The organism is Roseibium sp. TrichSKD4 (assembly GCF_000148725.1).
In the GTDB taxonomy this organism is placed as follows: Bacteria; Pseudomonadota; Alphaproteobacteria; order Rhizobiales; family Stappiaceae; genus Roseibium.
The window spans coordinates 73,240-97,323 of sequence record NZ_GL476307.1 but is presented as its reverse complement, the minus strand read 5'-3'; the positions used below and the strand labels follow the sequence as shown (position 1 = coordinate 97,323).

Annotated in this window: 23 protein-coding genes, 1 tRNA gene and 3 pseudogenes; 20 read left to right on the top strand and 7 right to left on the bottom strand. The window is 54.6% G+C overall.

Annotated features, from left to right (window positions below; genetic code table 11):
* The first annotated feature begins 271 nt into the window (after nucleotides 1-271).
* Nucleotides 272-872: pseudogene (locus TRICHSKD4_RS05350) on the top strand (MarC family protein).
* A gap of 88 nt (nucleotides 873-960) precedes the next feature.
* Here TRICHSKD4_RS05350 and TRICHSKD4_RS05345 read toward each other — a convergent pair.
* The 5 genes from TRICHSKD4_RS05345 to hemC all read right to left on the bottom strand — a co-directional run bounded on the left by TRICHSKD4_RS05345 (nucleotide 961) and on the right by hemC (nucleotide 6,916).
* Nucleotides 961-1,036: transfer RNA gene (locus TRICHSKD4_RS05345), tRNA-Thr, on the bottom strand.
* Between the two features lie 150 nt (nucleotides 1,037-1,186).
* Nucleotides 1,187-3,157: a heme biosynthesis HemY N-terminal domain-containing protein gene (locus tag TRICHSKD4_RS05340; protein ID WP_009466436.1), complete on the bottom strand. Its 1,971-nt coding sequence runs from the start codon at nucleotides 3,155-3,157 to the stop codon at nucleotides 1,187-1,189.
* Nucleotides 3,158-3,241: 84 nt separating this feature from the next.
* Nucleotides 3,242-5,155, bottom strand: coding sequence for a COG4223 family protein (locus TRICHSKD4_RS05335; protein ID WP_009466435.1), 1,914 nt, complete (start codon nucleotides 5,153-5,155; stop codon nucleotides 3,242-3,244).
* Nucleotides 5,156-5,271: 116 nt separating this feature from the next.
* A complete protein-coding gene (locus TRICHSKD4_RS05330) occupies nucleotides 5,272-5,979 on the bottom strand; it encodes a uroporphyrinogen-III synthase (RefSeq protein WP_009466434.1) in 708 nt (235 codons plus the stop codon).
* 13 nt (nucleotides 5,980-5,992) lie between these two features.
* Complete coding sequence (hemC, locus tag TRICHSKD4_RS05325; RefSeq protein WP_009466433.1) at nucleotides 5,993-6,916, bottom strand: hydroxymethylbilane synthase; 924 nt, start codon at nucleotides 6,914-6,916, stop codon at nucleotides 5,993-5,995.
* Between the two features lie 109 nt (nucleotides 6,917-7,025).
* On the opposite strand from hemC, the gene tsaD reads away from it, so the two are divergent.
* The 19 genes and pseudogenes from tsaD to TRICHSKD4_RS32210 all read left to right on the top strand — a co-directional run.
* On the top strand, nucleotides 7,026-8,129 hold the full coding sequence (tsaD, locus tag TRICHSKD4_RS05320; protein ID WP_040616384.1) for a tRNA (adenosine(37)-N6)-threonylcarbamoyltransferase complex transferase subunit TsaD: 1,104 nt from the start codon (nucleotides 7,026-7,028) through the stop codon (nucleotides 8,127-8,129).
* A 19-nt stretch (nucleotides 8,130-8,148) separates the two neighbouring features.
* On the top strand, nucleotides 8,149-8,634 hold the full coding sequence (locus TRICHSKD4_RS05315) for an NUDIX domain-containing protein (protein WP_009466431.1): 486 nt from the start codon (nucleotides 8,149-8,151) through the stop codon (nucleotides 8,632-8,634).
* A complete protein-coding gene (locus tag TRICHSKD4_RS05310) occupies nucleotides 8,631-9,626 on the top strand; it encodes an NAD(P)H-dependent glycerol-3-phosphate dehydrogenase (protein ID WP_009466430.1) in 996 nt (331 codons plus the stop codon). Before TRICHSKD4_RS05315 ends, TRICHSKD4_RS05310 begins: the two co-directional genes overlap by 4 nt.
* A 47-nt stretch (nucleotides 9,627-9,673) precedes the next feature.
* Nucleotides 9,674-9,964, top strand: a complete 291-nt coding sequence (locus tag TRICHSKD4_RS05305) for a YciI-like protein (RefSeq protein WP_009466429.1) — start codon at nucleotides 9,674-9,676, stop codon at nucleotides 9,962-9,964.
* Nucleotides 9,965-10,390: an EVE domain-containing protein gene (locus TRICHSKD4_RS05300; RefSeq protein WP_009466428.1), complete on the top strand. Its 426-nt coding sequence runs from the start codon at nucleotides 9,965-9,967 to the stop codon at nucleotides 10,388-10,390. It abuts the gene before it with no gap.
* Between the two features lie 7 nt (nucleotides 10,391-10,397).
* Nucleotides 10,398-11,066, top strand: coding sequence for a methyltransferase (locus TRICHSKD4_RS05295; RefSeq protein ID WP_009466427.1), 669 nt, complete (start codon nucleotides 10,398-10,400; stop codon nucleotides 11,064-11,066).
* Nucleotides 11,067-11,175: 109 nt separating this feature from the next.
* Entirely contained in the window at nucleotides 11,176-12,348 is a 1,173-nt protein-coding gene (locus TRICHSKD4_RS05290; RefSeq protein WP_009466426.1) for a M20 aminoacylase family protein, read from the top strand.
* Between the two features lie 53 nt (nucleotides 12,349-12,401).
* Nucleotides 12,402-13,199 (top strand): helix-turn-helix domain-containing protein, encoded by a 798-nt coding sequence (locus TRICHSKD4_RS05285; protein ID WP_009466425.1) that lies wholly within the window; start codon nucleotides 12,402-12,404, stop codon nucleotides 13,197-13,199.
* Between the two features lie 9 nt (nucleotides 13,200-13,208).
* Complete coding sequence (locus TRICHSKD4_RS05280) at nucleotides 13,209-13,769, top strand: sulfite exporter TauE/SafE family protein (RefSeq protein ID WP_009466424.1); 561 nt, start codon at nucleotides 13,209-13,211, stop codon at nucleotides 13,767-13,769.
* The gene (locus TRICHSKD4_RS31135) at nucleotides 13,762-13,971 is read left to right on the top strand and encodes a hypothetical protein (protein ID WP_208993003.1); all 210 of its coding nucleotides are present in this window, start codon (nucleotides 13,762-13,764) and stop codon (nucleotides 13,969-13,971) included. The genes TRICHSKD4_RS05280 and TRICHSKD4_RS31135 overlap by 8 nt, the downstream gene beginning before the upstream one ends.
* Nucleotides 13,972-14,106: 135 nt before the next feature.
* Entirely contained in the window at nucleotides 14,107-15,219 is a 1,113-nt protein-coding gene (leuB, locus tag TRICHSKD4_RS05275; RefSeq protein WP_040616355.1) for a 3-isopropylmalate dehydrogenase, read from the top strand.
* 80 nt (nucleotides 15,220-15,299) lie between these two features.
* The gene (locus TRICHSKD4_RS05270) at nucleotides 15,300-15,719 is read left to right on the top strand and encodes a hypothetical protein (RefSeq protein ID WP_009466421.1); all 420 of its coding nucleotides are present in this window, start codon (nucleotides 15,300-15,302) and stop codon (nucleotides 15,717-15,719) included.
* Between the two features lie 172 nt (nucleotides 15,720-15,891).
* Entirely contained in the window at nucleotides 15,892-16,497 is a 606-nt protein-coding gene (locus tag TRICHSKD4_RS30620; RefSeq protein WP_009466420.1) for a cache domain-containing protein, read from the top strand.
* The gene (locus TRICHSKD4_RS05265; protein WP_168156980.1) at nucleotides 16,454-18,067 is read left to right on the top strand and encodes a methyl-accepting chemotaxis protein; all 1,614 of its coding nucleotides are present in this window, start codon (nucleotides 16,454-16,456) and stop codon (nucleotides 18,065-18,067) included. Before TRICHSKD4_RS30620 ends, TRICHSKD4_RS05265 begins: the two co-directional genes overlap by 44 nt.
* A 121-nt stretch (nucleotides 18,068-18,188) precedes the next feature.
* Nucleotides 18,189-18,479, top strand: a complete 291-nt coding sequence (locus TRICHSKD4_RS05260) for a VOC family protein (RefSeq protein WP_009466418.1) — start codon at nucleotides 18,189-18,191, stop codon at nucleotides 18,477-18,479.
* 59 nt (nucleotides 18,480-18,538) lie between these two features.
* Complete coding sequence (locus tag TRICHSKD4_RS05255) at nucleotides 18,539-18,916, top strand: transposase (protein WP_208992979.1); 378 nt, start codon at nucleotides 18,539-18,541, stop codon at nucleotides 18,914-18,916.
* A gap of 4 nt (nucleotides 18,917-18,920) precedes the next feature.
* Nucleotides 18,921-19,268, top strand: a complete 348-nt coding sequence (gene tnpB, locus TRICHSKD4_RS05250) for an IS66 family insertion sequence element accessory protein TnpB (RefSeq protein ID WP_009465501.1) — start codon at nucleotides 18,921-18,923, stop codon at nucleotides 19,266-19,268.
* 69 nt (nucleotides 19,269-19,337) lie between these two features.
* Complete coding sequence (locus TRICHSKD4_RS05245; RefSeq protein WP_009465942.1) at nucleotides 19,338-20,864, top strand: IS66 family transposase; 1,527 nt, start codon at nucleotides 19,338-19,340, stop codon at nucleotides 20,862-20,864.
* A 38-nt stretch (nucleotides 20,865-20,902) separates the two neighbouring features.
* Nucleotides 20,903-21,046: pseudogene (locus TRICHSKD4_RS32210) on the top strand (VOC family protein); the annotation flags it as partial.
* Between the two features lie 78 nt (nucleotides 21,047-21,124).
* Here TRICHSKD4_RS32210 and TRICHSKD4_RS05240 read toward each other — a convergent pair.
* Nucleotides 21,125-21,982, bottom strand: a complete 858-nt coding sequence (locus TRICHSKD4_RS05240) for a glycoside hydrolase family 75 protein (protein WP_168156979.1) — start codon at nucleotides 21,980-21,982, stop codon at nucleotides 21,125-21,127.
* A gap of 107 nt (nucleotides 21,983-22,089) precedes the next feature.
* Nucleotides 22,090-23,306, bottom strand: a pseudogene (locus TRICHSKD4_RS31580) (esterase-like activity of phytase family protein).
* Between the last annotated feature and the right edge of the window lie 778 nt (nucleotides 23,307-24,084).

The following is a 24,084-nucleotide window of genomic DNA, read 5'->3' as shown; positions in this document are numbered from 1 at the left end:
GTGTGTCTTTCCCGCGTTCTCAACGAAGCGGCTTCGATCGTGTCATTCTGAAACCGACAACCGCGTCGCTTTTGTTTCGACTACGCTGTCCACGGATGTTAATAGGCAATCAATCACAAGATATTTGACCATACATGAAAATCTATTGGGAATCTTCGCTCAATCCGCAGGAAACAAAAACATTCTAACTCTACGGAATATCCAAAATATATATTTCCAAAATCAATAAACAAAGAATAGGGTATTCTTTCATATATCTGAGAGAATTCAAATGGACTGGCAAGAAGTAGTAAAAACTGCAACGATCCTAATACTCATTCTTGACCCTTTCGGGAATGCACTTGTATTTAACAGCATCTTGTCAGCCCATACAAAAAAACGCCGAGCCTGGATAATATTTCGCGAGCTTGTATTTGCTTTAGTATTTCTAATTGGCTTTCTCATAGCGGGAGAAAAGATACTCAGCTATCTGGGGCTCACTCAATACGCACTCAGTATTGCAGGTGGAGTCCTGCTATTTATGATTTCCTTGAAAATGATCTTTCCAGCAGTCAAAATCGCTGATGCACCAGAGGCAATGGATGAGCCTTTTATTGTGCCATTAGCCATGCCATTGGTTGCCGGACCTTCTGTGATAGCAGTGCTTCTGCTTATGCAGTTCAAGCAATCCCGGCAATACCACACAATCTGCGATCGCACTTTTTGGCGCATGGGGCTTCACATCAATTATACTGATCGCATCACCTTTTATCTTGGGTTACCTGGGACCCAAAATGTCAAACGCGCTCGAACGCCTGATGGGAATGATCTTGGTTATTCTATCCGTTCAAATGCTACTTAATGGAATTAGAGCGTTTGTAGACTCTCTCTAATAGAAACACATTCAGACGGTAGATTTGGTCTATCGAACTAGAGGGAGAACTGCGCTCAAGCAGCCCGAAGGGCGGTAGCGCCAGAATATGGTGCCGCTTACGTGACTCGAACACGTGACCCCATCATTACGAATGATGTGCTCTACCAACTGAGCTAAAGCGGCTTGGGACAAGTATACTGTCCGGGCGCGAAAGCGCCAGATCCGCAGCCGGATCATGATTGAAGCGGTTGATAACGGAGCGCTTCAAAAGATGCAAGAGCGTTTCAGCCCGAAAATCCAGATAGTATACGGGAGGGTTCTCCTCTCACTCGGCTAGTTGAAGAACCTTGGGCGCGTTGCCTTTTTCGGTTCGTCATCATCCTCTGGACCCGGATCATCCGGCATCCGGTCAAACGCAAACTCAATCGGTTTTTTCAGGTCCTTTTCCGCCTCGCCATTGCCGTCCTTTGACGGAGTGTCGGCACTTTCCACCTTCACATCGGCCTCTGCCTTGGAGGCTTCAGCAGTCTTGGCAGCGTCAGCCTTCTCCGGAGCGGCTTCACTTGAAGATGAACTTGTGTCCGCTTTGTCATCAGCGGGTGTGGATGTGGCCTCTGGTGGAGTTTCGGCAGCTTTCGGAGCGTGAGCTTCTGCAGGCGCATCTGGAAGATCTTTCAGTTTTGGAGAGATCGCCGCATCATCGATCGTTCCTTCCAGACCTGTTCGCTCAGGAACAACGGTTGCTGGAGGCGTCTTGTCCGCAGCCGGTTCTGCCGCTGCTTCCGCGTCCTTGGTCGGTTCGGAGGCAGATGAGGTATCCGTTTCTGGTTTGGATTCTGCTTCCGAAACACTGGACTCAGCTTTTGACGGCTCTTTTGGTTCCTGCGGCGGGTTCACCACCTTGGCGTTTTCAGCCGGATCGACGTCCACTATATCGTCCCCAAGCTCAGCAGTCGGCGCTGGTTGGGCCATGATCTGCGGCGCTTCAAACAAGCTGTCTTCGATCACCTGTGTTTCACGCTCGACATTGTTTGGCGTTGCCCATTCAAAGGCATCCAGTTGGCCCGTTACCGGAGAGACGGCGGCCCATTCAGCCTGCACCACGCCATCTGCAATCCATGCCTTGTCCAGCGGCGCATTGACCGCCTTGGCAAGCCATTCGCGCATGCGGCCACGATTACCATGTTCCAGTTCTTCCACCTCGGCCATCATCATGAACGCACCACGTGTGGGCTCGGACCGAAGAACTTTTTTCATTTGTTCGCGGGCTTCGTCAAACTCGCGCGCTTCCATGGCCGCCCGGGCAATCGCCAAGGCTCCTACAGCCGTATTCGTGCGTTGACCGGCCAGAGCCTTTACACGCTTCAAACGGTCAATTGCAGAATCCCCGGACCGGACATGTGCATAGGCATCAGCAAGCTCTGGATGCGGGGCCAGCCGCCATGTGGTCTCCAGCATCTTGGATGCCTTGCGGATATCCCCGCGGCGGGTCGCCAAACGCGCAGCGATTGTCGCGGCCGGAACAAGGTTTTGCGCCAGACCATGAGCTTCCTTTGCGTTTGCGAAAGCCTTGTCAGGATCCTGATCTTCGAGCTGCCGGGCATGCGCGGTCAAAATCACGGCCCGCTGGCGGCGGTAGGACTTTTTGTCCAGAAGTTTGGCAGAATAATTGCGTTCAAGACTTTGCAGCGCCTGTTCCCAATCGCTTGCAACCGCCTGATAGCCAAGCACTGCATTGCCCGCCCACTCAAGACCCGGCACGGCCTTGACAGCTTCTTCTGCATAATGACGGGCTGCAGCCGGCTCACCTTGTTTTTCAGCCTCAATAAAGAGGCCATGCAGGCCGAGGGACCGTGTCTGCGGATCAGCCAGCATGTCTTCAAAACGCTTGCGGGCTTCTTCGTCCTTGCCCGCCAGTTGCGCAGTTTGTGCCAGAAGAAGTTTGGTCGCCGGTTCATCAGAGAAGAACTTGTCCGCATCCAGAGCATGACGGCGGGCCAGCTTTGCATTGCCCGTGCCCAGCGCGATCAAACCTTGCGACAGGGACTGATACCCCTTGTCCTTGCGCCGTTGACGAAAGAACCGTGTTGCAATTTTGGGTGAGTTGAGAATGACCCGGATCACCCAAACGACAAACAGGAAAGCCGCCAGAAGCGATGCCAGAACAACGGCCACTACGACCGGAGGCTGCTCCCAAACATAACCATCCCAGCTGATGGAAACTACGCCGGGCAAGTCCGCCATCCTGGCAGCGCCAAGCGCCACCGCAAACAGGAGGGCAAAAAATACAAGGACGCGGATCATGCAGGTCGCTCCCGATTGTCGTGCCGGCCTTCTGCCGGTCTTGTGGTATCCCGATTGCTCAGACCAGGGCCCGAGCCGGTTTCATCAACTGTCTTTGCGCGCAAGACCCGCCAAAACGTCCTGAGACGCCTTATCGGTCAACGCATCAATTTGCACCCGGGCTTTCGCCCGCTCCACCCAGCCTGCGCCAACAGCCTGTGCGCTTTCCGGCAATTCACCGAACGCGTCAATGGCAGCGGAAAGGTTTCCCTTTGCCACCGCGTTTTCCATCCGCCGCAGCGCCGCATCAGGTCCGCTTCCGCTGACATCTCCCGGCCCGCGAACGCTCACAATGGAGCGCGCACTGGACCAAAGACTATCAAGCACATCTTCTTCAGGCTTTGCCTTGCCGAATGAGCCATGGATTTGTCTGGCAACAGCTGGAAACTCGGCGATGAGAACAGAAGTGGGGGCAACTCCGGTCTTGGCATGTGCTTCGAGCGCAGCCACATCCGTATCAGCGGAAAGCCCGGCCTTGACCGCTGCAAGTTCTGTCTCATAGGGCCGACCGGAATCAACGGCCGATTTCAGCGCCGAAACGGAAAGCGCCCGTGCCGCCAGCTCCCGTGCTGTCGCGTCTCCCATGGTTGCTTCCACTGCAGCCAACCGATCTGACAGGGCCGACAGCTCGCCTCGTAGAGCTTCCTGAGCAGCATTGCTCGCCTTGCCAACGCTTTCGATATCAGAAGACAGACTGGACAGTGTTTCTGCAGCCCTCGCCTGACTGTCGGCAAGGGTCTTGAGCGACGTGTCAGACGTTGAAACTGCTGTTTGCGCGGCCTTCGCGGTGGTCTCAGCATTTTGCAGACGGTCATTTACCTTTGTGAGCTGGGTCGAAAACTGACCAGACACCTCGTCAAGCTTCCCTTCTGCAGTTGCAAGCTTTTCTGAAAGCGCGTTGATTTCCACCTTCAGTACATCCGCGGCACCTGCGTCGTCACTTGATTGACCCTTGAGGTCCTCAACCGCTTTGGACAAGCTCTCGATCTGTTCTTTAAGCGGGTCGATGATTGCCGTGTCGATCGCATTTTCAGCGTCATCGACAACAACCGCACCGCGTTCGGCAACCTCGGTTTTCAGGGTTTCAAGGGACGCTTTCAGATCCTCAATTGCCGGACCAAAATCCTCCCCTGCTTGCTGAACTGCGTCACCGGCTGTCTTTTCAAGCTCGGCCAGACGGCCATTTAGCACAGTAATCAAATCCGATGGATTGCTGTCGCTGACTATCTGCGAAATTTCGCTGACTTTGCTTTGCAGGTCCGCAATCAGCGCCTCAGTCGCACTGCTCTCGTCGCCAGCATCCTCAGCAGTTGCTTGTTGGTTCGCGGGCTGGAGCGGCAACAGGCCGTTGTTGAGGAGCAAGTAAGCGCCGCCAAGTGACACCCAGCCTCCAACCACAGCAGCAGCCAGTAGACCGCCAACTCCCACACCTGTTTTGGCGGGAGCAGGCTCCTGCTTTCCAGAAAAACTGGAAGTCGAAGACGTGGATGAGGACAGTGACGGACCGGTCATCTGCTCCGACTTGGCATCAGTTGGCTTTGCGGTGCTGGACGTAGCAGCCGATTTCTCTGCAGAGGCTGCTTTGGGATCGGCCTTTGCCTCATCCTTCTTCACTACATCCTTGGCCGCATCTTTTTCAGGTGTCTCGTCTGAGCCCTTCGATTCTGATGCTGCGCCCGACTTAGCTGCTTGGCTGGCTTTGGCATCTGGCTTTTGCTCGTTGGCTTTTCCAACGGAAGGTGTGGTCTTTACAGCGCCCTCGGGCTTTGCTTCTGCCGACTTCGCCTCAACTTTCTCGGGCTTCAAATCAATTGTAACCGGGCGTTTTTTCCCGCCACCTGCTGCTGCAGGTGTTGGCTTGGCCGTGGCACTAGTGTCTTTTTCAGGTCCGGACGACTTATTTGACTCCGATCCCGCAGACGATCCCGGTTTTTTCGAAGTGTCTTTATCCGATGTCATCTGTCTTCCTCCAGACCTACCCGACACGGGCTACTATATACATTCGCTTACCAAGCGAAACAGACGATGCAAATTCTTTTATGCGCTGCGGTAACAAGCCGCTACCCTTCAATGGCCTAATGTGGATTTAAGGCAATATTGAGCAACGCTTCTTCAGTTGGCACTGCAGGTGCGATCACACAAGTCCAACCTTCGAGTGAATGTCCCGCAGATTGTGAAATGGCATAAACGGGAACATCACGCAGGGCATCTGCAACACCTGTCATTTGTGCTGCTTTCAGAAACGTTTCGCCTGTTCTTGCCGAGTAAATCAGCACGCCATCATAACGCCCTGCCTTGATGTCGTCTGCGACCCGGGCCGACAGGCATGCAACAGGCTCCATCGCGTAGGCTTCAACCAGATCACAGGAAAGGCCCGCCTTACCGAGGACATTTTCCAGACCCCCGGCGCGATCCCGCGCTGCGAGATAAAGCAAAGGACCGACGGGCTTATGATCCAGTATCAAGCGTTCGAGATCATCAACAGCCCCTTGGGCTGAACGAACATCCTGCCACCCCGCTTCTTGCATCGCGTGCGCGGAGCGGTCCCCGACTGCAAAGACCGGCAGATGTTTCAACCGCTCTGCAATTGGTGAAACTGTAAGAACATCGGCAACCCGCGCACTGGTAACGACAACTCCGCTGTAATCCTTGGCGGGCAAATCGGTCGGCAGGGTCACACGCAGCGTGAGCATCGGCTCTTCAACCGCCTCATGCCCGAACGCCCGCAGTTTCGCAGCCGTTCGGTGGCAATCCGGCAAGGGGCGTGTGACCAGAAATTTCATGCGCCAGCGAGCTCTAACTCGTCAGAAAGTTGGGTCCAGCCTTGGATTTTAGCTCTTCACCTGCAGCAAGGCCAATGGCCTCTGCGTCCTGAACCGATCCTGAGTGCTCGACTTCATGCATTTGCGATCCGTCTGGCTTCAAAATAACGCCTTTCAGGGTAAGCGTATCGCCGTCGACAGTTGCAAGTCCGCCAATCGGCGTTCTGCACGTCCCATCAAGAACGCCCAAAAACGCGCGTTCAGCTTCGAGGCGGACACGGGTTTCAGGATCATTGATTGCACTCAGCAAACCGTTGGTTTTCTCATCATCCAGACGGCTTTCAAGGCAAATGGCTCCTTGCCCAACCGCTGGCACAAAATCATCCGCTTCAATGACGCTGGTGACGACATCGCCAAGACCAAGACGCTTCAGACCGGCATGGGCAAGCAAGGTTGCATCGACGACACCCTCATCCAATTTTCTGAGCCGGGTTTGCACATTGCCGCGATACATCACAACGTCAATATCTGGTCGCAGGCGTTTGACCATCGCCTGACGGCGCAGCGAGCTGGACCCAACAACTGCGCCATGCGGCAAGTCGCGCAAGGTTTTGGCTTTTGGCGAAATAAACGCATCGCGAACATCTTCACGCGGCAAAAACGCAGTGATGTCCAAACCTGCGGGTAGAACGGTTGGCATGTCTTTGGAGGAGTGCACGGCCAGATCGAGAGACCCATCCAGAAGCATGTCCTCAATTTCCTTGGTGAAAAGGCCTTTGCCACCAACTTCGGAAAGCGGACGATCCTGTATCTGATCACCGGATGTCTTGACCACAACAATCTCAAATGCGTCTTCCGGCAAACCGTGAGCTGCCATCAAACGATCTCTGGTTTCATGTGCCTGCGCGAGTGCGAGTTGACTGCCGCGTGTTCCAATTCGCAAAAGAGTTGATTGCAAGGTAATTCATCCCGATGTTACGTCGAACCTGTGGCATGTCTAACCACTTCATCTGCTCCCGGCAAATGAAATGCCAATCACTTATTCCAAGGACCAACTTAGCGAGCCCATGACTTCAACCGATCCAGGAACCGGAAACCAGTTCACCGTTTTGGGCATTGAGACCAGTTGTGACGAAACCGCAGCAGCTGTTGTCCGTGGCCCGTCCGAGAAAGCCGTCTTGTCGAATGTCATTCGCTCGCAGATTGACGAACACTGCGCCTTTGGCGGTGTGGTGCCCGAAATTGCTGCCAGAGCTCATATCGAAATTCTGGACCACATCGTCAAGGAGGCGATGGATGAGGCCAGATGTGGCTGGGATGATATTGACGCAGTTGCAGCCACCGCAGGCCCAGGTCTGATCGGCGGAGTCATTGTCGGCTTCATGACCGCAAAAGCCATTGCCATGGCCGCAGGCAAGCCAATCATTGGCGTCAACCATCTGGAAGGCCATGCGCTGACAGCACGCTTGACCGATGATGTGGAGTTCCCGTTCCTCTTGCTGCTTGTGTCCGGCGGACACAGCCAGTTTTTGCTTGTGCGCGGTGTAGGTGATTACGAGCGCCTCGGCACAACGATTGACGATGCCATCGGAGAAGCTTTCGACAAGACAGCCAAACTGCTTGGCCTGCCTTATCCGGGAGGCCCAAACGTGGAACGGCAGGCAAAATCCGGCGATCGAAAGCGTTTCGCCCTGCCTCGGCCCTTGCTGGATCGCCCCAGTCTCGACATGTCCTTTGCCGGACTAAAAACCGCCGTCCGCACCCAAGCCAAGAAACTGGAACCCGTTGACGATCAAACCATCGCCGACTTGTGCGCCGGCTTTCAAACGGCCGTGTCCGATGTGCTCTCAGCCAGAACAAAACGCGCGTTGAACCTCTTTAAAGAGCGTCACATCAACACGCCTCCGGTTCTTGTGGTGGCAGGTGGGGTAGCAGCCAATCAGGAAATCCGCGCAGCGTTGCTTCAAACAACAGACGACGCGGGAGCACGTTTCATAGCTCCGCCACTTTCCTTGTGTACGGACAACGCCGCCATGATTGCCTGGGCCGGATTGGAGCGCCTGCAATTGGGGCCGGTTGACGACATGGGCCTGTCGCCCCGCCCACGCTGGCCGTTAGACAGCACCAACAGTGGCGTTCTCGGGTCAGGGAAGAAGGGCGCTAAAGTCTGATTTTTTGAGGAATTTTCAATTGAAAATCATCCACAAGGCCTATGTCTATCTGACATGCGGCAGCCATCTTCTGGTCTTTTCCGAGCCCGACCACCCGGAGATCGGCCTTCAGGTTCCCGGTGGCACGATTGATCCGGGCGAAAGCTATTTGATCGGTGCCCGGCGCGAGTTTTTTGAAGAAACCGGGCTCAATCCGGCTTTTGCCCTCACCCCGTTCTTTCAGGAAGACTACATCACCAAGGGCGAGGTCGATTTGGAAGGCGAGCAACGCCAAATGGCCGGGTGCCACAGACGCTGCATGTTCCATGCTGTTATCGCCAATCGCCCAAAGGAAGCGTGGGAGCATTTCGAAATGACACCTAGTATCGGTGGGGACCCGATCCGCTTTCACTTATTCTGGATTGATCTTTTTAGCTCCGAATGCCAAGAACCGGGAACCTTCTACGCCGGGTTTGACGCACCTCTCGCCGAGCTTCGCAAACACTTTGCAGGATCCTTGTCATGACAGACATTCAAGGCATTGGCGTTCTGGGAGCTGGAGCCTGGGGAACCGCGCTTGCACTGACCGCAGCAAGAGCCGGTAACAATGTAGTCCTGTGGGGCCGCGATGCAAATGCCGTTTCCCAGATGCGCTCGCGCAATATCAACGCAAAATATCTGCCCGGCATCACCTTCGACGAAGACCTAAATGCGACAACAGATATCAGTCAGGTTGCTGCGTGTGATCTCATTCTGGCCGTCACGCCCGCCCAGTCTACACGCGCAATATGCACCCTGTTAGCAGACCACAAGGTTGGCAGAACGCCGATAATCCTCTGCGCCAAAGGCATTGAACGCTCGAGCGGAAAGTTGCTCTCACAAGTGGTTTCCGAGGTCCTGCCTGCCGCCACCATCGGCATGTTATCCGGCCCGAGCTTTGCCGATGACGTCGCAAAAGGCCTTCCGACCGCAGTCACAGTTGCAGCCAATGAAATGGACGCGGCAAGTTCGTTCTGCGAAGCTCTCGCCTCGCCGTCTTTCCGGCCTTACGCTTCTGATGACCTGACCGGTGTCCAGATTGGCGGTGCCCTTAAAAACGTGCTTGCCATTGCCTGCGGGGCCGTTGTTGGTCGCAAACTTGGAGCCAGCGCACTGGCCGCTTTGACGGCCCGCGGATTCGCCGAACTCTCTCGGCTTGGGGCAGCCATGGGCGCACGTCCTGAAACCATGACCGGGCTGTCCGGCCTCGGCGATCTTGTCTTGACCTGTTCCAGCACCCAGTCCCGCAATTTCAGCTTCGGGATCAAGTTGGGACAAGGCACGCCCGCCCGAGATCTCATCGCAAATGGAACCAAACTGGCGGAAGGAGCGCATTCGGCGCGCATTGCCGTCGACCTTAGCGACAAGCTCGGCATTGATCTGCCAATTTGCAAAACCGTTGCCGGAATGATTGACAAGGATATATCGGTAGACGATGCCCTTTCCAACTTGATGGCACGTCCACTGCGGTCCGAATAACAAAAGCCAAACGGCATTCCGCCACCTGATACTCTGGAGGAGATTTCTTGCTTTACGCTCTCATCTGCACAGACAAGGCCGACGCCTTGCAAATCCGCATGGACAATCGTCCGGCCCATCTTGAGTATTTGGAAAGCCTTGGTGACAAACTGAAGGGCGCTGGCCCCTTTTTGGGTGAGGATGAGAAACCATCTGGCTCTCTTGTCATTGTTGAGGCCGCATCTCGCGATGAAGCAGCGGTTATTGCTGAGAACGACCCCTATGCCAAGGCAGGCCTTTTTGAGAACGTTGATATTCGCCCGTGGAAGTGGCTGATCAAGAACCCGGAGGCAAACTAAGTGCAATACTGGTTGATCAAATCCGAGCCGGACAAATGGTCCTGGGAACAGCAGAAGGCCAAAGGCGAAGCTGGCGAAGAATGGGACGGCATTCGCAACTATCAAGCGCGCAACAACATGCGAGCGATGGAAATTGGCGATAAGGCGTTCTTCTACCATTCCAATATCGGCAAGGAGATTGTCGGCATTGTTGAGGTGTGCAGCGAAATCCATCCGGACAGCACAACCGATGACCCGCGCTGGGAATGCGTCGACTTCAAGGCTGTTTGCGATGTGCCCAAACCCGTGACACTTGCCGATGTGAAGGGCGAGCCCCGCCTTGCCGACATGTCACTGGTAACCTCGATGCGCCTATCGGTGCAGCCGGTGAAAAAGGAAGAATGGGATCTGGTTTGCCAAATGGCCGGGTTCAAAGAACCCGTCTGAGACCAGTGTGGCGATTTCCGACAAGAAGGGCTTCATCCGGGCAGAAACCATGGTGAAGCCCGTGCCTCATGTGCCAGAAATTCAGCTTCACCTTGCCGATGAAGCAATGTCCTTGTGGCAAAAGACTGAAGATGAACTGGGTGATCTGGGGCTACCGCCCCCATTCTGGGCCTTTGCATGGGCGGGCGGACAGGCGCTCGGACGTTACATTCTCGATCATGAATCCGAGTTTCTGGGCAAGACAGTGATAGACTTTGCCTGCGGTTCAGGATTGGTTGGCATTGCCGCCATGAAGGCAGGAGCAAGTCATTGCACGGCGATCGACATTGACCCATTTGCAATTACAGCAACTAAGCTCAATGCGCAGCTAAATGAGGTCACTCTGGAGGTCGTTCAAGCCGACATCACCGACAAAGTCCCGCAGGAGGTGAATGTTCTTTTTTGCGGCGATGTTTTTTACGATCAGGACATGGCGGCCAAGGTTCTCAAATTCCTTGATCGCAGCTTGGCAAAGGGAACAAGGGTCCTTGTCGGTGATCCTGGCCGGTCCTATTTGCCAAAAAATCGACTGGAGCATCTTGCGACCTACGAGGTTCCTATCGTCGGGGATCTTGAGGATTTGGAGATGAAACGATCCAGCGTGTTTGAATTGAAGACCGATATCACCGCGCAATAGGCTTGCACAGCATGGCCAACTTGCTGCATGAGTTGTGTCTTCCAGTTTTCGCTGCCGGGCGTGTTTTCGCCAGCAAGCACTCCAGAAATACTGTTTCAGGGAGCAGAGTATGCCCATTGTGAACCGCCTTGCCGACATGAGTGATGAAATCACCGCGTGGCGTCGGGATTTCCATGAAAACCCGGAAATCCTCTATGAAACCGTCCGCACGGGTCAAAAGGTGGCCGAACTTCTGGAAAGCTTCGGCGTGGATGAAATCGCGACAGGGCTCGGCAAAACTGGCGTAGTTGGCGTCATCAAGGGCCGCAACGGCGGCGCAGGCAAAACAATTGGCCTACGCGCTGACATGGACGCCCTGCCGATAGAAGAGCAGACCGGCAAACCCTACGCCTCGAAAATTGACGGCAAAATGCACGCTTGTGGCCATGATGGTCACACCGCAATGCTTCTGGGCGCGGCCAAATATCTGGCCGAAACCCGCAATTTCGATGGCACAGTTATCGTGATCTTCCAGCCAGCTGAAGAAGGTGGGGCGGGTGCAAAAGCCATGATCGATGACGGTCTAATGACCCGTTGGCCAATTGAAGAAGTCTACGGCATGCATAACTTCCCGGGCCTTCCGGTTGGCGAGTTTGCCATCCGCAAGGGCGGCATCATGGCCGCAACAGACGAATTCCGTATCACCATCACCGGGCGCGGCGGGCACGCGGCCAAGCCGCATGAAACGATTGACCCCATCGTTGTTGGCAGTCAGCTAGTCCAAGCTCTGCAAACCATTGCCAGCCGAAACGCTGATCCGCTGAAGTCAGTCGTGGTGTCCGTCACCACTTTTAATGGCGGCAACGCGTTCAATGTCATTCCGCAGGAAGTGGTTCTGCGCGGAACGGTCAGAACCCTTGATGCCGACGTGCGTGATCAGGCTGAAGAGCGCATGAAGGCCATCACCACCTCAATCTGTGAGGCTTTTGGCGCCACAGCAGATTTCCATTTCCGCCGCGGGTATCCGGTTACAGTCAACCATGATGATCAAACCGACTTTGCCGTTGGCATTGCCGAAGAAATTGCAGGCGTTGGTAAGGTCAACACCAACATCGACCCGATGATGGGCGGCGAGGACTTCTCCTACATGCTGGAAGAGCGCCCGGGTGCTTTCATCTTTGTCGGAAATGGTGACAGCGCCGGATTGCACCACCCGCAATACGACTTCAATGACGAGCTGATCCCGGTTGGATGTTCCTATTGGGTACGTCTGGTCGAAACGGCCCTGCCAACTGCTGCATAAACAATCCAAAGGCCGGTGCACACCGGCCTTTTTCTTTTATCGAAATGATCTCAATGCTGAAGACCTTTCAAAACTCTGCCTCTATGTTGGCTGCCTATCTGGTCATGGGGGCCGTTGTCGGCGTCTTGATCATCCACCCGTTGAACCTGATTGTGGTGTGGTGGGAGCTCTCCCGATTTTCCGAAACCGCACCCAGCCTGATTGAATTTCTGGAAGCCCGCTTGTGGTTGCTGGTCCTGCCACGACATTTCGACATTGCCATTGCATTTGCCCTTGTTGGCGCGGTTGTCGGATTTACGTTCGGCCTGTTCACCCGAAACTACGTCACAGCGACAAAGGCTTACCAGTCCTTGCGCGAAGAACAGACCGCGCTTATCCCCGACATCATCAAAGGCGGCGAGACCTCGCGCGTCGAATTCAAATCGACAGTTCGATGGGATGTGAAGGAAAACCGGATCAATCGCGGCCTTGAAAAAGTCATTGCCAAAACCGTGTCCGGTTTCTTCAACGCACAAGGCGGCTATCTTCTGATCGGTGTCGACGATGATGGTACCCCGTTGGGCCTCGACAAGGACCTATCAACCTTGCGACAACCCACCCTTGATGCATTTGAACGCACAATTGTCGACATTGTTACAAAAATGCTTGGCGGGGACCTCAGCCCCTACATCCACACGGTTTTCACGCAAGTCGGCGAAAAAGACGTCGCCATGGTCATTGTGCGACCGGCACCAAGAGCGGTTTATCTAACCGATGGCAATAAGACAGTCTTTTACGTGCGAAGTGGAAACTCCACGCGGTCTCTGGATGTCAAGGAAGCGCTGACCTATGCCCGCGAGCGGTGGTCTTGATTGCCCGCGATGATGGACCTTGCATCCGGCCTGCTACCTGGTGGCTTTGAACCCCTCTTTGCCCTTATTTTATTGGTCCCCAGTTTCTTCACATCAGCCTTGACAGCAGCGCTGGGATTGGGCGGCGGCATCGCACTGATCACCATTATGGCCTCGGTCATGCCAACGGCTGCCCTAGTGCCAGTCCATGGGGTAGTCCAGATTGGATCCAATGCCGGGCGCGCCCTCGTGCAAATTCGACATGTTGACTGGATGATCGCCCTCTGGTTTGCAGGCGGTGCCATTTTGGGGGCTTTGGCTGGCGGCGCAATTGCAATTCAATTGCCCGAGACCCTGCTAAAAGCCGGCATTGGCCTCTTTGTGCTTTGGACCGTTTGGGGCAAGGCACCCCGGTTTCAAAAAGCTGCCCGCAAGGCAATGGGAATAGCCGGATTTATCTCTACATTCCTATCGATGTTTTTTGGTGCAGCCGGTCCCATTGGTGGCGCGGTGCTCTCGCACCCTCGGCTTGACGCGCCATCAATTCGTGGCAAATCAGGCACTGACAGCCTTGACCATGCATGTGTTTAAGATTTTTGCCTTTGGCTTGCTTGGCTTTGCCTTTGCTCCGTGGCTGCCTTTGATTACTGGCATGATCGCGAAAGGGTTTCTGGGCACCCTTGCGGGCTCCAAAGTGCTCGGACGACTGGACGAAGCTCTCTTCCGCCTCGGTTTCAAGATCATTATGACCGGTCTTGCCCTAAACCTGATTTGGCGGGCCGTGTTCTCATAGCCCCCAGCCAGTTGCCAGTTGACCTTTCCACCGCTCGAACTTGAACTCTTCGCAACTGGCTTGATCTTGTCAGCGCACCAACAAACCGCTAACCCATCCTCACAGAATTTTCTTTGCAAAACGGGATGGAACTTCATGGCTAAGCAGAAGCTGCTTCTTCTTCCGGGCGACGGCATTGGGCCGGAAATTATGGAAGAAGTGAAAAAGGTAATCGCATGGTTTAATGCCAATGGCGGCACCAACTTCACCACCGATGATGGCCTTGTCGGCGGGTCGGCTTATGACGCGCATGGTCAAGCGATTTCCGAAGAAGACATGGCCAACGCCATGGCCGCAGATGCGGTGATCTTCGGAGCGGTCGGCGGACCGAAATGGGATGATGTTCCTTATGACGTGCGTCCAGAAGCGGGTCTCTTGCGCTTGCGCAAGGACATGCAACTCTTCGCCAACCTGCGCCCTGCCATCTGCTACCCGGCGCTGGCCGACGCTTCCTCTCTGAAAAAGCACGTAATTGAAGGTCTCGATATCCTGATCGTGCGCGAGCTGACAGGCGGTGTCTATTTCGGCGAGCCAAAAGAAATCACTGATCTCGGCAATGGCCAGAAGCGCGGCGTCGACACTCAGGTTTACGAGACATACGAAATCGAGCGCATCTCCAAGGTGGCCTTTGAACTGGCGCGGACTCGCGACAACAAGGTCTGCTCCATGGAAAAACGCAACGTGATGAAATCCGGTGTCCTGTGGAACGAGGTTGTCACGCAAACACACAAGAACGGCTTTAAAGACGTTCAACTCGAGCACATGCTGGCAGATGCTGGCGGAATGCAGCTGGTTCGCTGGCCAAAGCAGTTCGACGTCATCGTGACCGACAACCTTTTTGGCGACATGCTGTCAGACGTTGCCGCGATGCTGACAGGCTCGCTCGGCATGCTGCCATCTGCCTCCCTCGGCGCACCCGATGCGTCAACCGGCAAACGCAAGGCCCTCTATGAGCCGGTGCACGGCTCTGCTCCGGATATTGCCGGAACAGGCGCGGCCAACCCGATCGCCATGATTGCGTCCTTCGGTATGGCGCTTCGTTACTCATTTGAGTTGATCGAAGCAGCCGACAAGCTGGACAAGGCCATTGCAAACGCACTCGACAAGGGTCTGCGGACGAAAGACATTGCAGCAGAGGGCGATGCCATCATTTCAACTTCTGAGATGGGCGATGCCATCGTTGCAGAACTGGCAGCACTGAGCGCCTGATCGGCCCAATTGCATTCAAGGCTGTCACCGATTAGGACGGTGGCAGCCTTTTTTTATGACCTGCCTGAACCGGACAAAACATGACCGAAGACAAGCTTGGCCCCTTCCTCGGCACCTGGATTCTCGACACCGAAGAAAGTGATTTCGAGCAAGGCGAACCTCCGAAAAGTGCTACGATGAAAATCGAAGACAATTTCGGCATGGCCCGCTTCTCCATGAACCAGGTCAGCCAAGAGGGCGAAGTCACCAACGACGAGTTTGAGGCGCTACCCGACGGCCCCGAAGTCAAGCTGGGCAAGAGCGGCCTTGTGGACGCCATGCGGCTTGTTTTTGAAGGTGATCACAAGCTGGTTTCAGAGGCCCGACGCGGCCATTTGACCATCATGAAGGCCGAACGCGAATTGTCTGATAACGGCGCAACTTTGACCGTCACGCAAACTGTCCATCTTGTCGATGTTGCTTCTTTCAAGAACATATCCGTCTATCGCAAGGCTCAATAAAACACTGATTAAATTCACCAAGACAAATATTGCAAAATATAAAACTAAGTATAATTGCTTATAATGTGTATTTATATTTTTTATATTTTGTAATAGTGCGATTTATACTTGTTTTTAGGATTGCATTAACGATCCAAAGCACATCTTCCGAAGACTTTCTTTGGAGGATTTTATGTGGAACCGCTTATCAATCGGATATAAAATACCTGCAGCAATTCTGGGATTTGCCCTGATTGTTGGCGTGGGTGTGGGCGCCAGCAGCTACATGTCTGCAGCACGGGAACTCAATCACCAAGCTGAAGAACGGCTACAAACGATTGCGGAAAGCCGGGTAACCGAACTAAACGACTACCTTGAGAGTATTCGCAAGGACCTTCAGCTGGTCAGCACGCTTCCCTTAACGGCAGAGGCAATCGAGAGTTTCTCCAAGGCATGGGAAGAGTTGGACGGCGACAAGACAGGTATTCTGAAGAAAGCCTATATTCAGGATAATCCAAATCCGCTTGGCGAAAAGCACTTGCTCAACAGTGCAGACACGGGAACGGTCTATGACCTAAACCATGAAGACTACCATCCTTGGTTCCGCGAATTGCTTACCGAGAACGGGTACTACGACATCTTCCTGTTCGATAAGGCCGGGAACCTCATTTACTCCGTGTTCAAGGAGGAGGATTTCGCCACAAACTTCTTGCGCGGCGGACAATGGGCCCAAACGGATCTCGGCCAAGCCTTTCGTGCGGCGATTGAGTCAGGACCTGATACCGCCCCCTTTTTTTGATTTCAAGCCTTATGCCCCCAGCAATGACGCGCCGGCCAGCTTTATTTCAACGGCCGTCGAGAATGACGGGGAAATCATTGGTGCATTGGTTTTCCAGATGCCAATCGACGCCATCAATGCCTTGATGAACCGGTCCGTTGGCCTTGGAGAAACGGGAGAAACGCTGATTGTTGGCGCTGACCACCGTTTGCGCAATGATACCCGCTTTACTTCAAAAAACGATATTCTGAACACGCGCATGGAAAGCCGGGCCACGGAAACCGCACTGGCCGGATCCTCAGCTTTATTCACCGGAAGCACCTACAGAGGCGATGATTTTATTCAGGTCGGTTACCCGGTTGATTTCCTTGGAACACGCTGGGCCGTGATCGCGCTGAAATCTCAAGAAGAAGCGCTTACAGCACTCAACAATCTGAAATTCTGGATGCTCTCGGTTGGGCTCGGATTTTTTGTCGTTGCAGGCTTTTGCGGATACAGACTGGCGCTCACAATGACACGCCCGCTCGACAAGGTCATTGCCAACATCAAAGACTTGATTGATGGCAAATTGGACACGGACGTGACCAATACTGACCGTGCTGACGAGATCGGAGACATGAAACGCGCGATCTTGGTTTTCCGCGACAATGCCGTCAAATCCCGGAACGCGGATCTGGCAGCCGAAACACGGCGGGAGACAGAAGAAACCCGCCGCCAGGAGATGGATCGGATCGTCGCGCAGTTTAAAACCAAAGTCTCCGACATTCAGAACCAGCTCGCCCAACAGACGGCGAAAATGAGCCAGACATCGGACGACATGGTCACCATCGCCGAACAGGCCTCAACCGCCGCCAACGGGGCCCTTCAAGCCTCCAAAGGCTCTGACGAGAGTGTTCAAGCCTCTGCAGCAGCGGCAGAACAGTTGCGGATCTCGATTGAAGAAATCAACCAACACACAAACCGGGCGCTGAAAATTGCAAGGGATGCCTCTTCGTCCGTGGAGGCAACCAACACTGACGTAACCGACCTATCGAGCGCGGCAGACAAAATCGGTGCGGTTATCAGCATGATCCGGGAGATCGCGGAACAGACGAACCTTCTTGCCCTGAATGCCACCATTGAGGCGGCACGCGCCGGCGAAGCGGGCAAGGGTTTTGCCGTGGTCGCAGCGGAAGTGAAGGAACTGTCTGACCAGACCGCAAAGGCCACGGATCAAATCTCGACCCAGATTGCAGGTGTTCAGTCATCAACTCATCGTGCTGTCAACGCAATCCGGGATATCAGCACCCAGATTAGCGGTGTGGAAGAGGTAACTGCGGCCATTGCCTCCGCAGTTGAGGAACAGGGTGCGGCGACAGGTGAAATAAGCAACGCCATCACGATGGCAGCTCAAAGCAGCACCAAGGCCGCAGAGAACGTTGCTCAATTGCAGGACAACATCGATCAGACACGAGAAAGCTCGACCGATGTTGAAAACCTGACCCAGATTTTGAGCGATGTCAGTGAAACCTTGAACGGCGCGGTTGAGGAATTTCTCAGCGCAGATGTTTGGGTACAAAGTGAAGTCGACGAGCAGGATCAAGCAGCTTAACCGCTAGGGTTAGACCCCCAGTCCAAGTCGTTCACTTTTCCCTCAAGAACCGCCGCGCTCTTCAAGGCGTGGCGGATTCGTGTCATGACGACGCCCCAATACGAAAAGCGGTGTACCAGTCATGACACATCAGTTTCTTTCCGCAATCTCTGTGGTCGTGCCGGACTACGACGAAGCCCTTGAGTTTTATGTCGGGCAACTGGGGTTTGACCTCATTGAGGATACCACCCTTAGTCAGACAAAACGCTGGGTGCTTGTTGCCCCGCCCGGAAGCACCGAAACCCGATTGCTTCTGGCCAAGGCAGATGGACCGAAACAACGCGAATCCATCGGCAATCAAACAGGTGGCAGGGTCTTCCTGTTTCTACAGACAGACGATTTTGAACGTGAGCGTTCGGTATTCCCGCTCTGACGGGGAGCGCAGTGGGGTGATAATGTCCATTTTCGTTAATGGACATTGTGAGGCACATTTTGGGTACGAAGAAGGGCAGCAAGAAGCGGTTTTGGTCGGATGACGAGAAGCGGTCGATCTGTTTGCAGGCCAGAGTGCCGGGGGTTTCGGTTGCGCAGGTTGCGCGCCGCTCTGCGATGAATGCGAACCTGATCCACAACTGGCTGCGTGATGAGCGGTTTGCGCCAGAAGACAGCGATTGCGTCCTTGATGGAGCGGCGTTTCTACCAGTGGAGATAGAGGCCCGCAGGCCGCACCAGGCCACCAGATCGCGGCGCTTGCCTCGGATATGCCGTTGTCGGCTCAGCGGGTTGATATCACGCTGTCGGACGGGCGGCGGGTATTGGTGGAAGGGACGACGGCGCTGCCGACGGTGCTGGCTTTGGTTGAAGGTCTAATGCCGTGATCCCCGTGCCATCCAACGCGCGGGTTTGGCTGGCTGCCGGGGTGACGGACATGCGGCGCGGGTTCAACACTTTGGCGGCTCAGGCGGAGAAGGTTCTGGAGCTTGAACCCTATTCTGGACATCTGTTTGTGTTCCGGGGACGGCGCGGTGATCTGCTGAAGATCATCTGGTGGGATCGACAGGGCGCATGCCTGTTCAGCAAGCGCCTTGAGAAGGGCCGGTTTGTTTGGCCTGCTGCGAAGGACGGTAAGGTCAGCGTGACGCCCGCGCAATTGTCGATGTTGCTTGAAGGCATAGACTGGCGGATGCCGCAAAAAACATGGCGGCCCCTGAGCGTCGGATAGGCCAATATATTGGCGTTTGCGCGCCTCTCGGGATTCAACTTACGCCCTTGATCTGATATAAGATCGAAGATGCTGAAGGACCTTGATATCACCCCGGAGGACCCCGCCGAATTGAGGGCGGTGAACCGCCTTCTGGCCGACGAGGTCAAGGCTCTGAGCCTCAAGGTCGAGCAGCTTCAACACCAGTTGCACGGGGCCAATCGGCATCGGTTCGGCTCCAAGTCTGAGGGTCTGGATCAGCTCAATCTCGATCTGCTCGAGGACGCCGAGATTGTTGAGGCCGCTGAAGACCAGGCAAAACAGCCCGCCCCGTCGCAGGAGGGAGTTGATCCAAAGCCGAAGCGCAAACACAGCCGCAAGCCCTTGCCGGATCATCTGGATCGGGAAGACGAGGAGCTCTCTCCCGGTGATGAATGTGGTCGTTGTGGTGGCAACTTGCGCACCCTGGGTGAGGATGTCACCGAAGAGTTGGAATACGTGCCGGGACGCTTCAAGGTGAAGCGGATCATCCGGCCCCGCAAAGCCTGTTCATGGTGCGAGGCGATTGTGCAAGCGCCGCTGCCATCGCGCCCCATTGAGCGTGGGCGGCCCGGACCGGGATTGTTGGCCCATGTTCTGGTAAGCAAATATGCCGATCATTTACCCCTCTATCGCCTGAGCCAGATCTTTGCCCGTGAAGGCGTCGATCTGGACCGCTCGACCATGGCCGACTGGGTTGGTCGCTCGACGGCCCTGCTGGAACCTCTTGCCGATGCCATCGGACGGATGGTGCGGCAAGGACCTGCGCTTTTTGCCGACGATACGCCCATCAAAATGCTGGCCCCCGGCAACAAGAAGACCAAAACGGCGCGGGTCTGGACCTATGTGCGGGATGAGCGTGCCTGGTCTGGCCAATCGCCACCCTGTGCATGGTATCAGTTCACGGTGGATCGCAAAGGAGAGCATCCCGTTGCTCATTTGTCGGGATACAAGGGCTGGGTCCATGCGGATGGATATTCCGGGTTCAACGGTGTGTTCGGTGACGACAAAGCCGATGAGATGGCCTGCATGGCGCATGTACGACGCAAGTTCGTGGATGTCTTCTCCTCGCAGGGCAGCGCCATTGCCGAAGAAGTCATCCGCCGGATTGCTGAGCTTTACGCTATCGAGAAAGAGATCAGGGGCATGCCCCCCGAAGACCGCGCTACCATCCGGCAGGCTAGGGCAAAACCGATCTTTGACGCCTTGGAAGAATGGTTGCAGACGCAATTGCCCAAAATCTCGGGAAAGTCACCACTCGCGCAGGCCATCCGCTATGCCTTGGGCCGAATGCCGAAAGCACGCCCATACCTTGAGCTCGGCCATCTGGAATTGGATAACAACACCGCCGAGCGCGCCGTTAAACCCGTCGCCATCGGACGCAAAAATTGGATGTTCTCAGGCTCCCAAGGCGGCGGCAAAGCCATGGCTATCGCTTATACCCTGATCGAAACGGCCAAGCTCAACGGTGTTGACCCTCAGGCCTGGCTGACCTGGGTCCTCGGTCAAGTCGCCGACCACAAAATCACACGCCTCGACGAACTTCTGCCCTGGCGTTACGCTGCTCAGGCAGCGTAACAGGCCGCATCGGTGTCGCGCCAGAGCGCCTTCGCCGGACGGTCACTTTTGAACGGGACCACAGAAAACTTATTTCAAATGGCGTCAGCTTTCTCGAAGAACCGCGTTATGAAAACTATGGAACCGTCGCAGTCTTTCAGGACCCGTTTGGAAACAAATGGGATTTGATCGAACCAAGCTAAGCGCAACGTTCCTCAAGTTCCCTACCAACGAACCACAAACGGCACCAAGATAGCGCCGTTTTTATTAGTCCTTTCAGCTTAATCGGTTTTCAGATCCTGAAAAAGTGTTATGGCCTTGGCCGAGACTTTCTCATAGATGTTTTCAGGAGTGGCATCTTTCACTGCAGAATTTGGAAAGAGGAAATACAGCACGGGCTTTGACAAGCTGTAATTCAACACTTCAGTGCAATAGTCTGGATATTCGGAATGCCTTTTCCCGCATCTGGTCACGCCAATCTCATCAAAAGCTGCGAGCGAGCCCTCACCAATCTTGTTGTGCGGACCACCATCGGCTACAAGAACGGGAACCACCTTGTCCCGATAAACGATGACACCGACATCGCCCATCGTGATACCTGTCAGTTTTGAAAACTCTTTCGGATCTGCATCATACCGTCCGGATGCCCAGGGAATGACCAAATAAGGCAATTTGTCCGAATTCGCGTATGCCTTGCGCCAATTCTTCTTTCGCTTTGCCTCAGACCAACCTCGAGCCTGATCAAAAATATAGGTTGTGGGGCAAAGATCCGTCTTTCCCGGTGTTCCAGCACAGGGCTTATAGCCACCATCCACGTCCACAGCCATCTTAGCATCAAACATGATTGCGCCACTGGGGAACTTGATCAACCCATTCAAATTGTTCGGGTCTTTGTATCTGTCATTGTAACAGCGACGATACCCCTTCATTTTCTCGCCACGGAAAACATTCTGCTCATCGCATTTCTTGAACTGCAAACGATAGTCTTCGCTCAAATTTTCCGCCTGTGAAAACTTAATACCTTTGACAGCGTTCTCGTAGCCACTTGGCGGCTGATACGAAGTTCCTGCCGATGAAAACTGAGTTGCTGCAATGACAAATGAAACCGCGAACAGGCTTCTAACTGAAAATCGAAACATCAATTCCTCCAAAACCATCAAAAACAACGTAGCGTAACAAAAATAAGGAACGCCCGGAAGAGATCCCTCCGGGCGAACGAGCATGTGTTTCATTGGAGCAGTGAGCGTTAGTTCAGACGCGAGACCGGGCCGAGATTGATCAGCTGGGTTTCCCCCGGTGCATCATCAACACCGTCATTGTCGGTCACAAGAATGAGCTGGCCATCAGCTGTCACAGTCAAGCCTTCCGGCTTGTCCATGATCCATCCCTTGGCCTGTGCCATCGCAGGGAGAATGCCCATAGCAAAGCGCTTTTTGAGAACTGGAAGAGCCTCACCATGGGCGGCCGAGGTTACACCTTTCAAGGAGACACGGGTGATCTGCTTGATCGCTGCGTCTTCACCGCCCTTGTTGTCGCGTTCGAGAAGTGCGAATTCACCTTCACCGAGAGACACGATCTCAGAAAGGCCAACCCAGCCACCAGCGGCACTGGCCGGCGCGTCCAATGGATAGTGAACAAACCCCACGTCCTATCAGCCGGATTGTAGATGCCGAGCTTGGTAAGCCCCTTCGGGTCATCGTTCCACTCACGCTGAACGGCAACAGCAACCAGTGTCTGACCGTTCATTTCGAACTCGGCAACACCTTCCAAAGAGAACCGCTCTGCCTGATCGACAAGGGATTGCGGCAGAGAGATCTGCTCTTGAACAGCACCGGTCGCATCAACTTTGACAAGAAGGTGCTTCAGCTCTTTTTTTGGATGTCCTTCAGAGGCCAACCAAAAGCCACCATCCTTGGCAACTGAAATCCCTTCCAGATCAAGTTTGGCTTGCTCCCCGCCTTGAACCGTCACATAGGAGACGATCTTTGTAGGGGAAGTAGACGTGTCGATCGTGTAGATGCGGGCATCGTCATAAAAGCTGTCGCTGACAGCATAGAGCTTTTTGGTGTCGATCGGATCAGCCGCCAGAGCAGAAAGCGCACCCCAACCAATTGGAGCCCCCTTCTCAACGTCTATATCGGAGACGAGAGACGGATAAGATGGGGAGGCCGCACCGAACTGATAAAGCGACAGGTGCGCACGTACACCATCTTCATCCACTTCGTTGGCAACGACAAAGAGATCGCGGTTTGGGATCGCAAGCAGTCCTTCGGGGCCCACATGGGTCGGCAGGAACTGAACAAACTCAGGATCAGCGCCCGTATCCTTGTAAACAGCTACAAAGTTGCCACGTTCGGAGTTGACGAAGATCAGCGTTTCGCCGCCAAACTCGCCGACAGCAACGCCTTCCGGCTCAGTGCCCTTCTTGTGCGCACGCTTAGCCGGGTAATGACCATGAGACATCCCCAAATGCTCCATCTGGTTGCCGCTGTCAAACAGCACGTCTCCCGACTTGTTCCAGATGGTGAAACCGCGCGATCCGCCTTCGTAGTCCCCTTCGTTGGCGGTGACAAAACGGTCGTTGTCGATCCAGGCAACCGCATCCGGCTCGCGGCGAACATTCTCCGAAGACCCTGAGGCATCGCTCATGCGGGCCTTCTTCACTGGAACATTTTCAGCCGTCGCAGACCCGGCAGAAAAATGCGCCTTCACTTCGCCAGTGGCCAAGTCAACGATGGCAAGGTGGTTGTTTTCCTGCAAGGTCACAACGGCTTCGTTCAGGCCATTGATCGACACGAACTCCGGCTCCGGATCGGTGCCAGCAACATCAGCCAGACCCGTCATGTCAACAATGCGTGCATTGTCACAGTTTGTCGGCTGCCCGTTTGCATCAAGATCAAAAATCGTCAGATGACCTGCTGGCATTTGCGGGATCACGCCATCATTCAGGTCTTCATCCCGCTCGTTTTCAATCGCAATAGCAACGAATTTGCCATCATCAGAAAGGGCAACAGAATCTGGCTGCCCCTTGGCATCACATGTCTTGGTAACTTTCAAGGTTTCCAGATCAATGACAGCCAGATGGCCAGAGGCATTGATGAAATCTTCGGAGGTGTTCACACCAGCGTAAGCGGCCTTGGCACCGACGGAAACAGAGGTCGGTTCACCGCCAAGTGCTGCGCGGCCTTTCGGCTGGATGTTCAGCGGGTTTGCCGCGTTGACGAACACAATGTCCTCGCCC

Coding starts and splice junctions, on each gene's coding strand:
- TRICHSKD4_RS05340 (WP_009466436.1), bottom strand. CDS start 3,157: ATGATCCGCGTCCTTGTATTTTTTGCCCTCCTGTTTGCGGTGGCGCTT.
- TRICHSKD4_RS05335 (WP_009466435.1), bottom strand. CDS start 5,155: ATGACATCGGATAAAGACACTTCGAAAAAACCGGGATCGTCTGCGGGA.
- TRICHSKD4_RS05330 (WP_009466434.1), bottom strand. CDS start 5,979: ATGAAATTTCTGGTCACACGCCCCTTGCCGGATTGCCACCGAACGGCT.
- tsaD (WP_040616384.1), top strand. CDS start 7,026: ATGACTTCAACCGATCCAGGAACCGGAAACCAGTTCACCGTTTTGGGC.
- TRICHSKD4_RS05310 (WP_009466430.1), top strand. CDS start 8,631: ATGACAGACATTCAAGGCATTGGCGTTCTGGGAGCTGGAGCCTGGGGA.
- TRICHSKD4_RS05290 (WP_009466426.1), top strand. CDS start 11,176: ATGCCCATTGTGAACCGCCTTGCCGACATGAGTGATGAAATCACCGCG.
- TRICHSKD4_RS05285 (WP_009466425.1), top strand. CDS start 12,402: ATGCTGAAGACCTTTCAAAACTCTGCCTCTATGTTGGCTGCCTATCTG.
- TRICHSKD4_RS05280 (WP_009466424.1), top strand. CDS start 13,209: ATGATGGACCTTGCATCCGGCCTGCTACCTGGTGGCTTTGAACCCCTC.
- leuB (WP_040616355.1), top strand. CDS start 14,107: ATGGCTAAGCAGAAGCTGCTTCTTCTTCCGGGCGACGGCATTGGGCCG.
- TRICHSKD4_RS05270 (WP_009466421.1), top strand. CDS start 15,300: ATGACCGAAGACAAGCTTGGCCCCTTCCTCGGCACCTGGATTCTCGAC.
- TRICHSKD4_RS30620 (WP_009466420.1), top strand. CDS start 15,892: ATGTGGAACCGCTTATCAATCGGATATAAAATACCTGCAGCAATTCTG.
- TRICHSKD4_RS05260 (WP_009466418.1), top strand. CDS start 18,189: ATGACACATCAGTTTCTTTCCGCAATCTCTGTGGTCGTGCCGGACTAC.
- TRICHSKD4_RS05245 (WP_009465942.1), top strand. CDS start 19,338: ATGCTGAAGGACCTTGATATCACCCCGGAGGACCCCGCCGAATTGAGG.
- TRICHSKD4_RS05240 (WP_168156979.1), bottom strand. CDS start 21,982: ATGTTTCGATTTTCAGTTAGAAGCCTGTTCGCGGTTTCATTTGTCATT.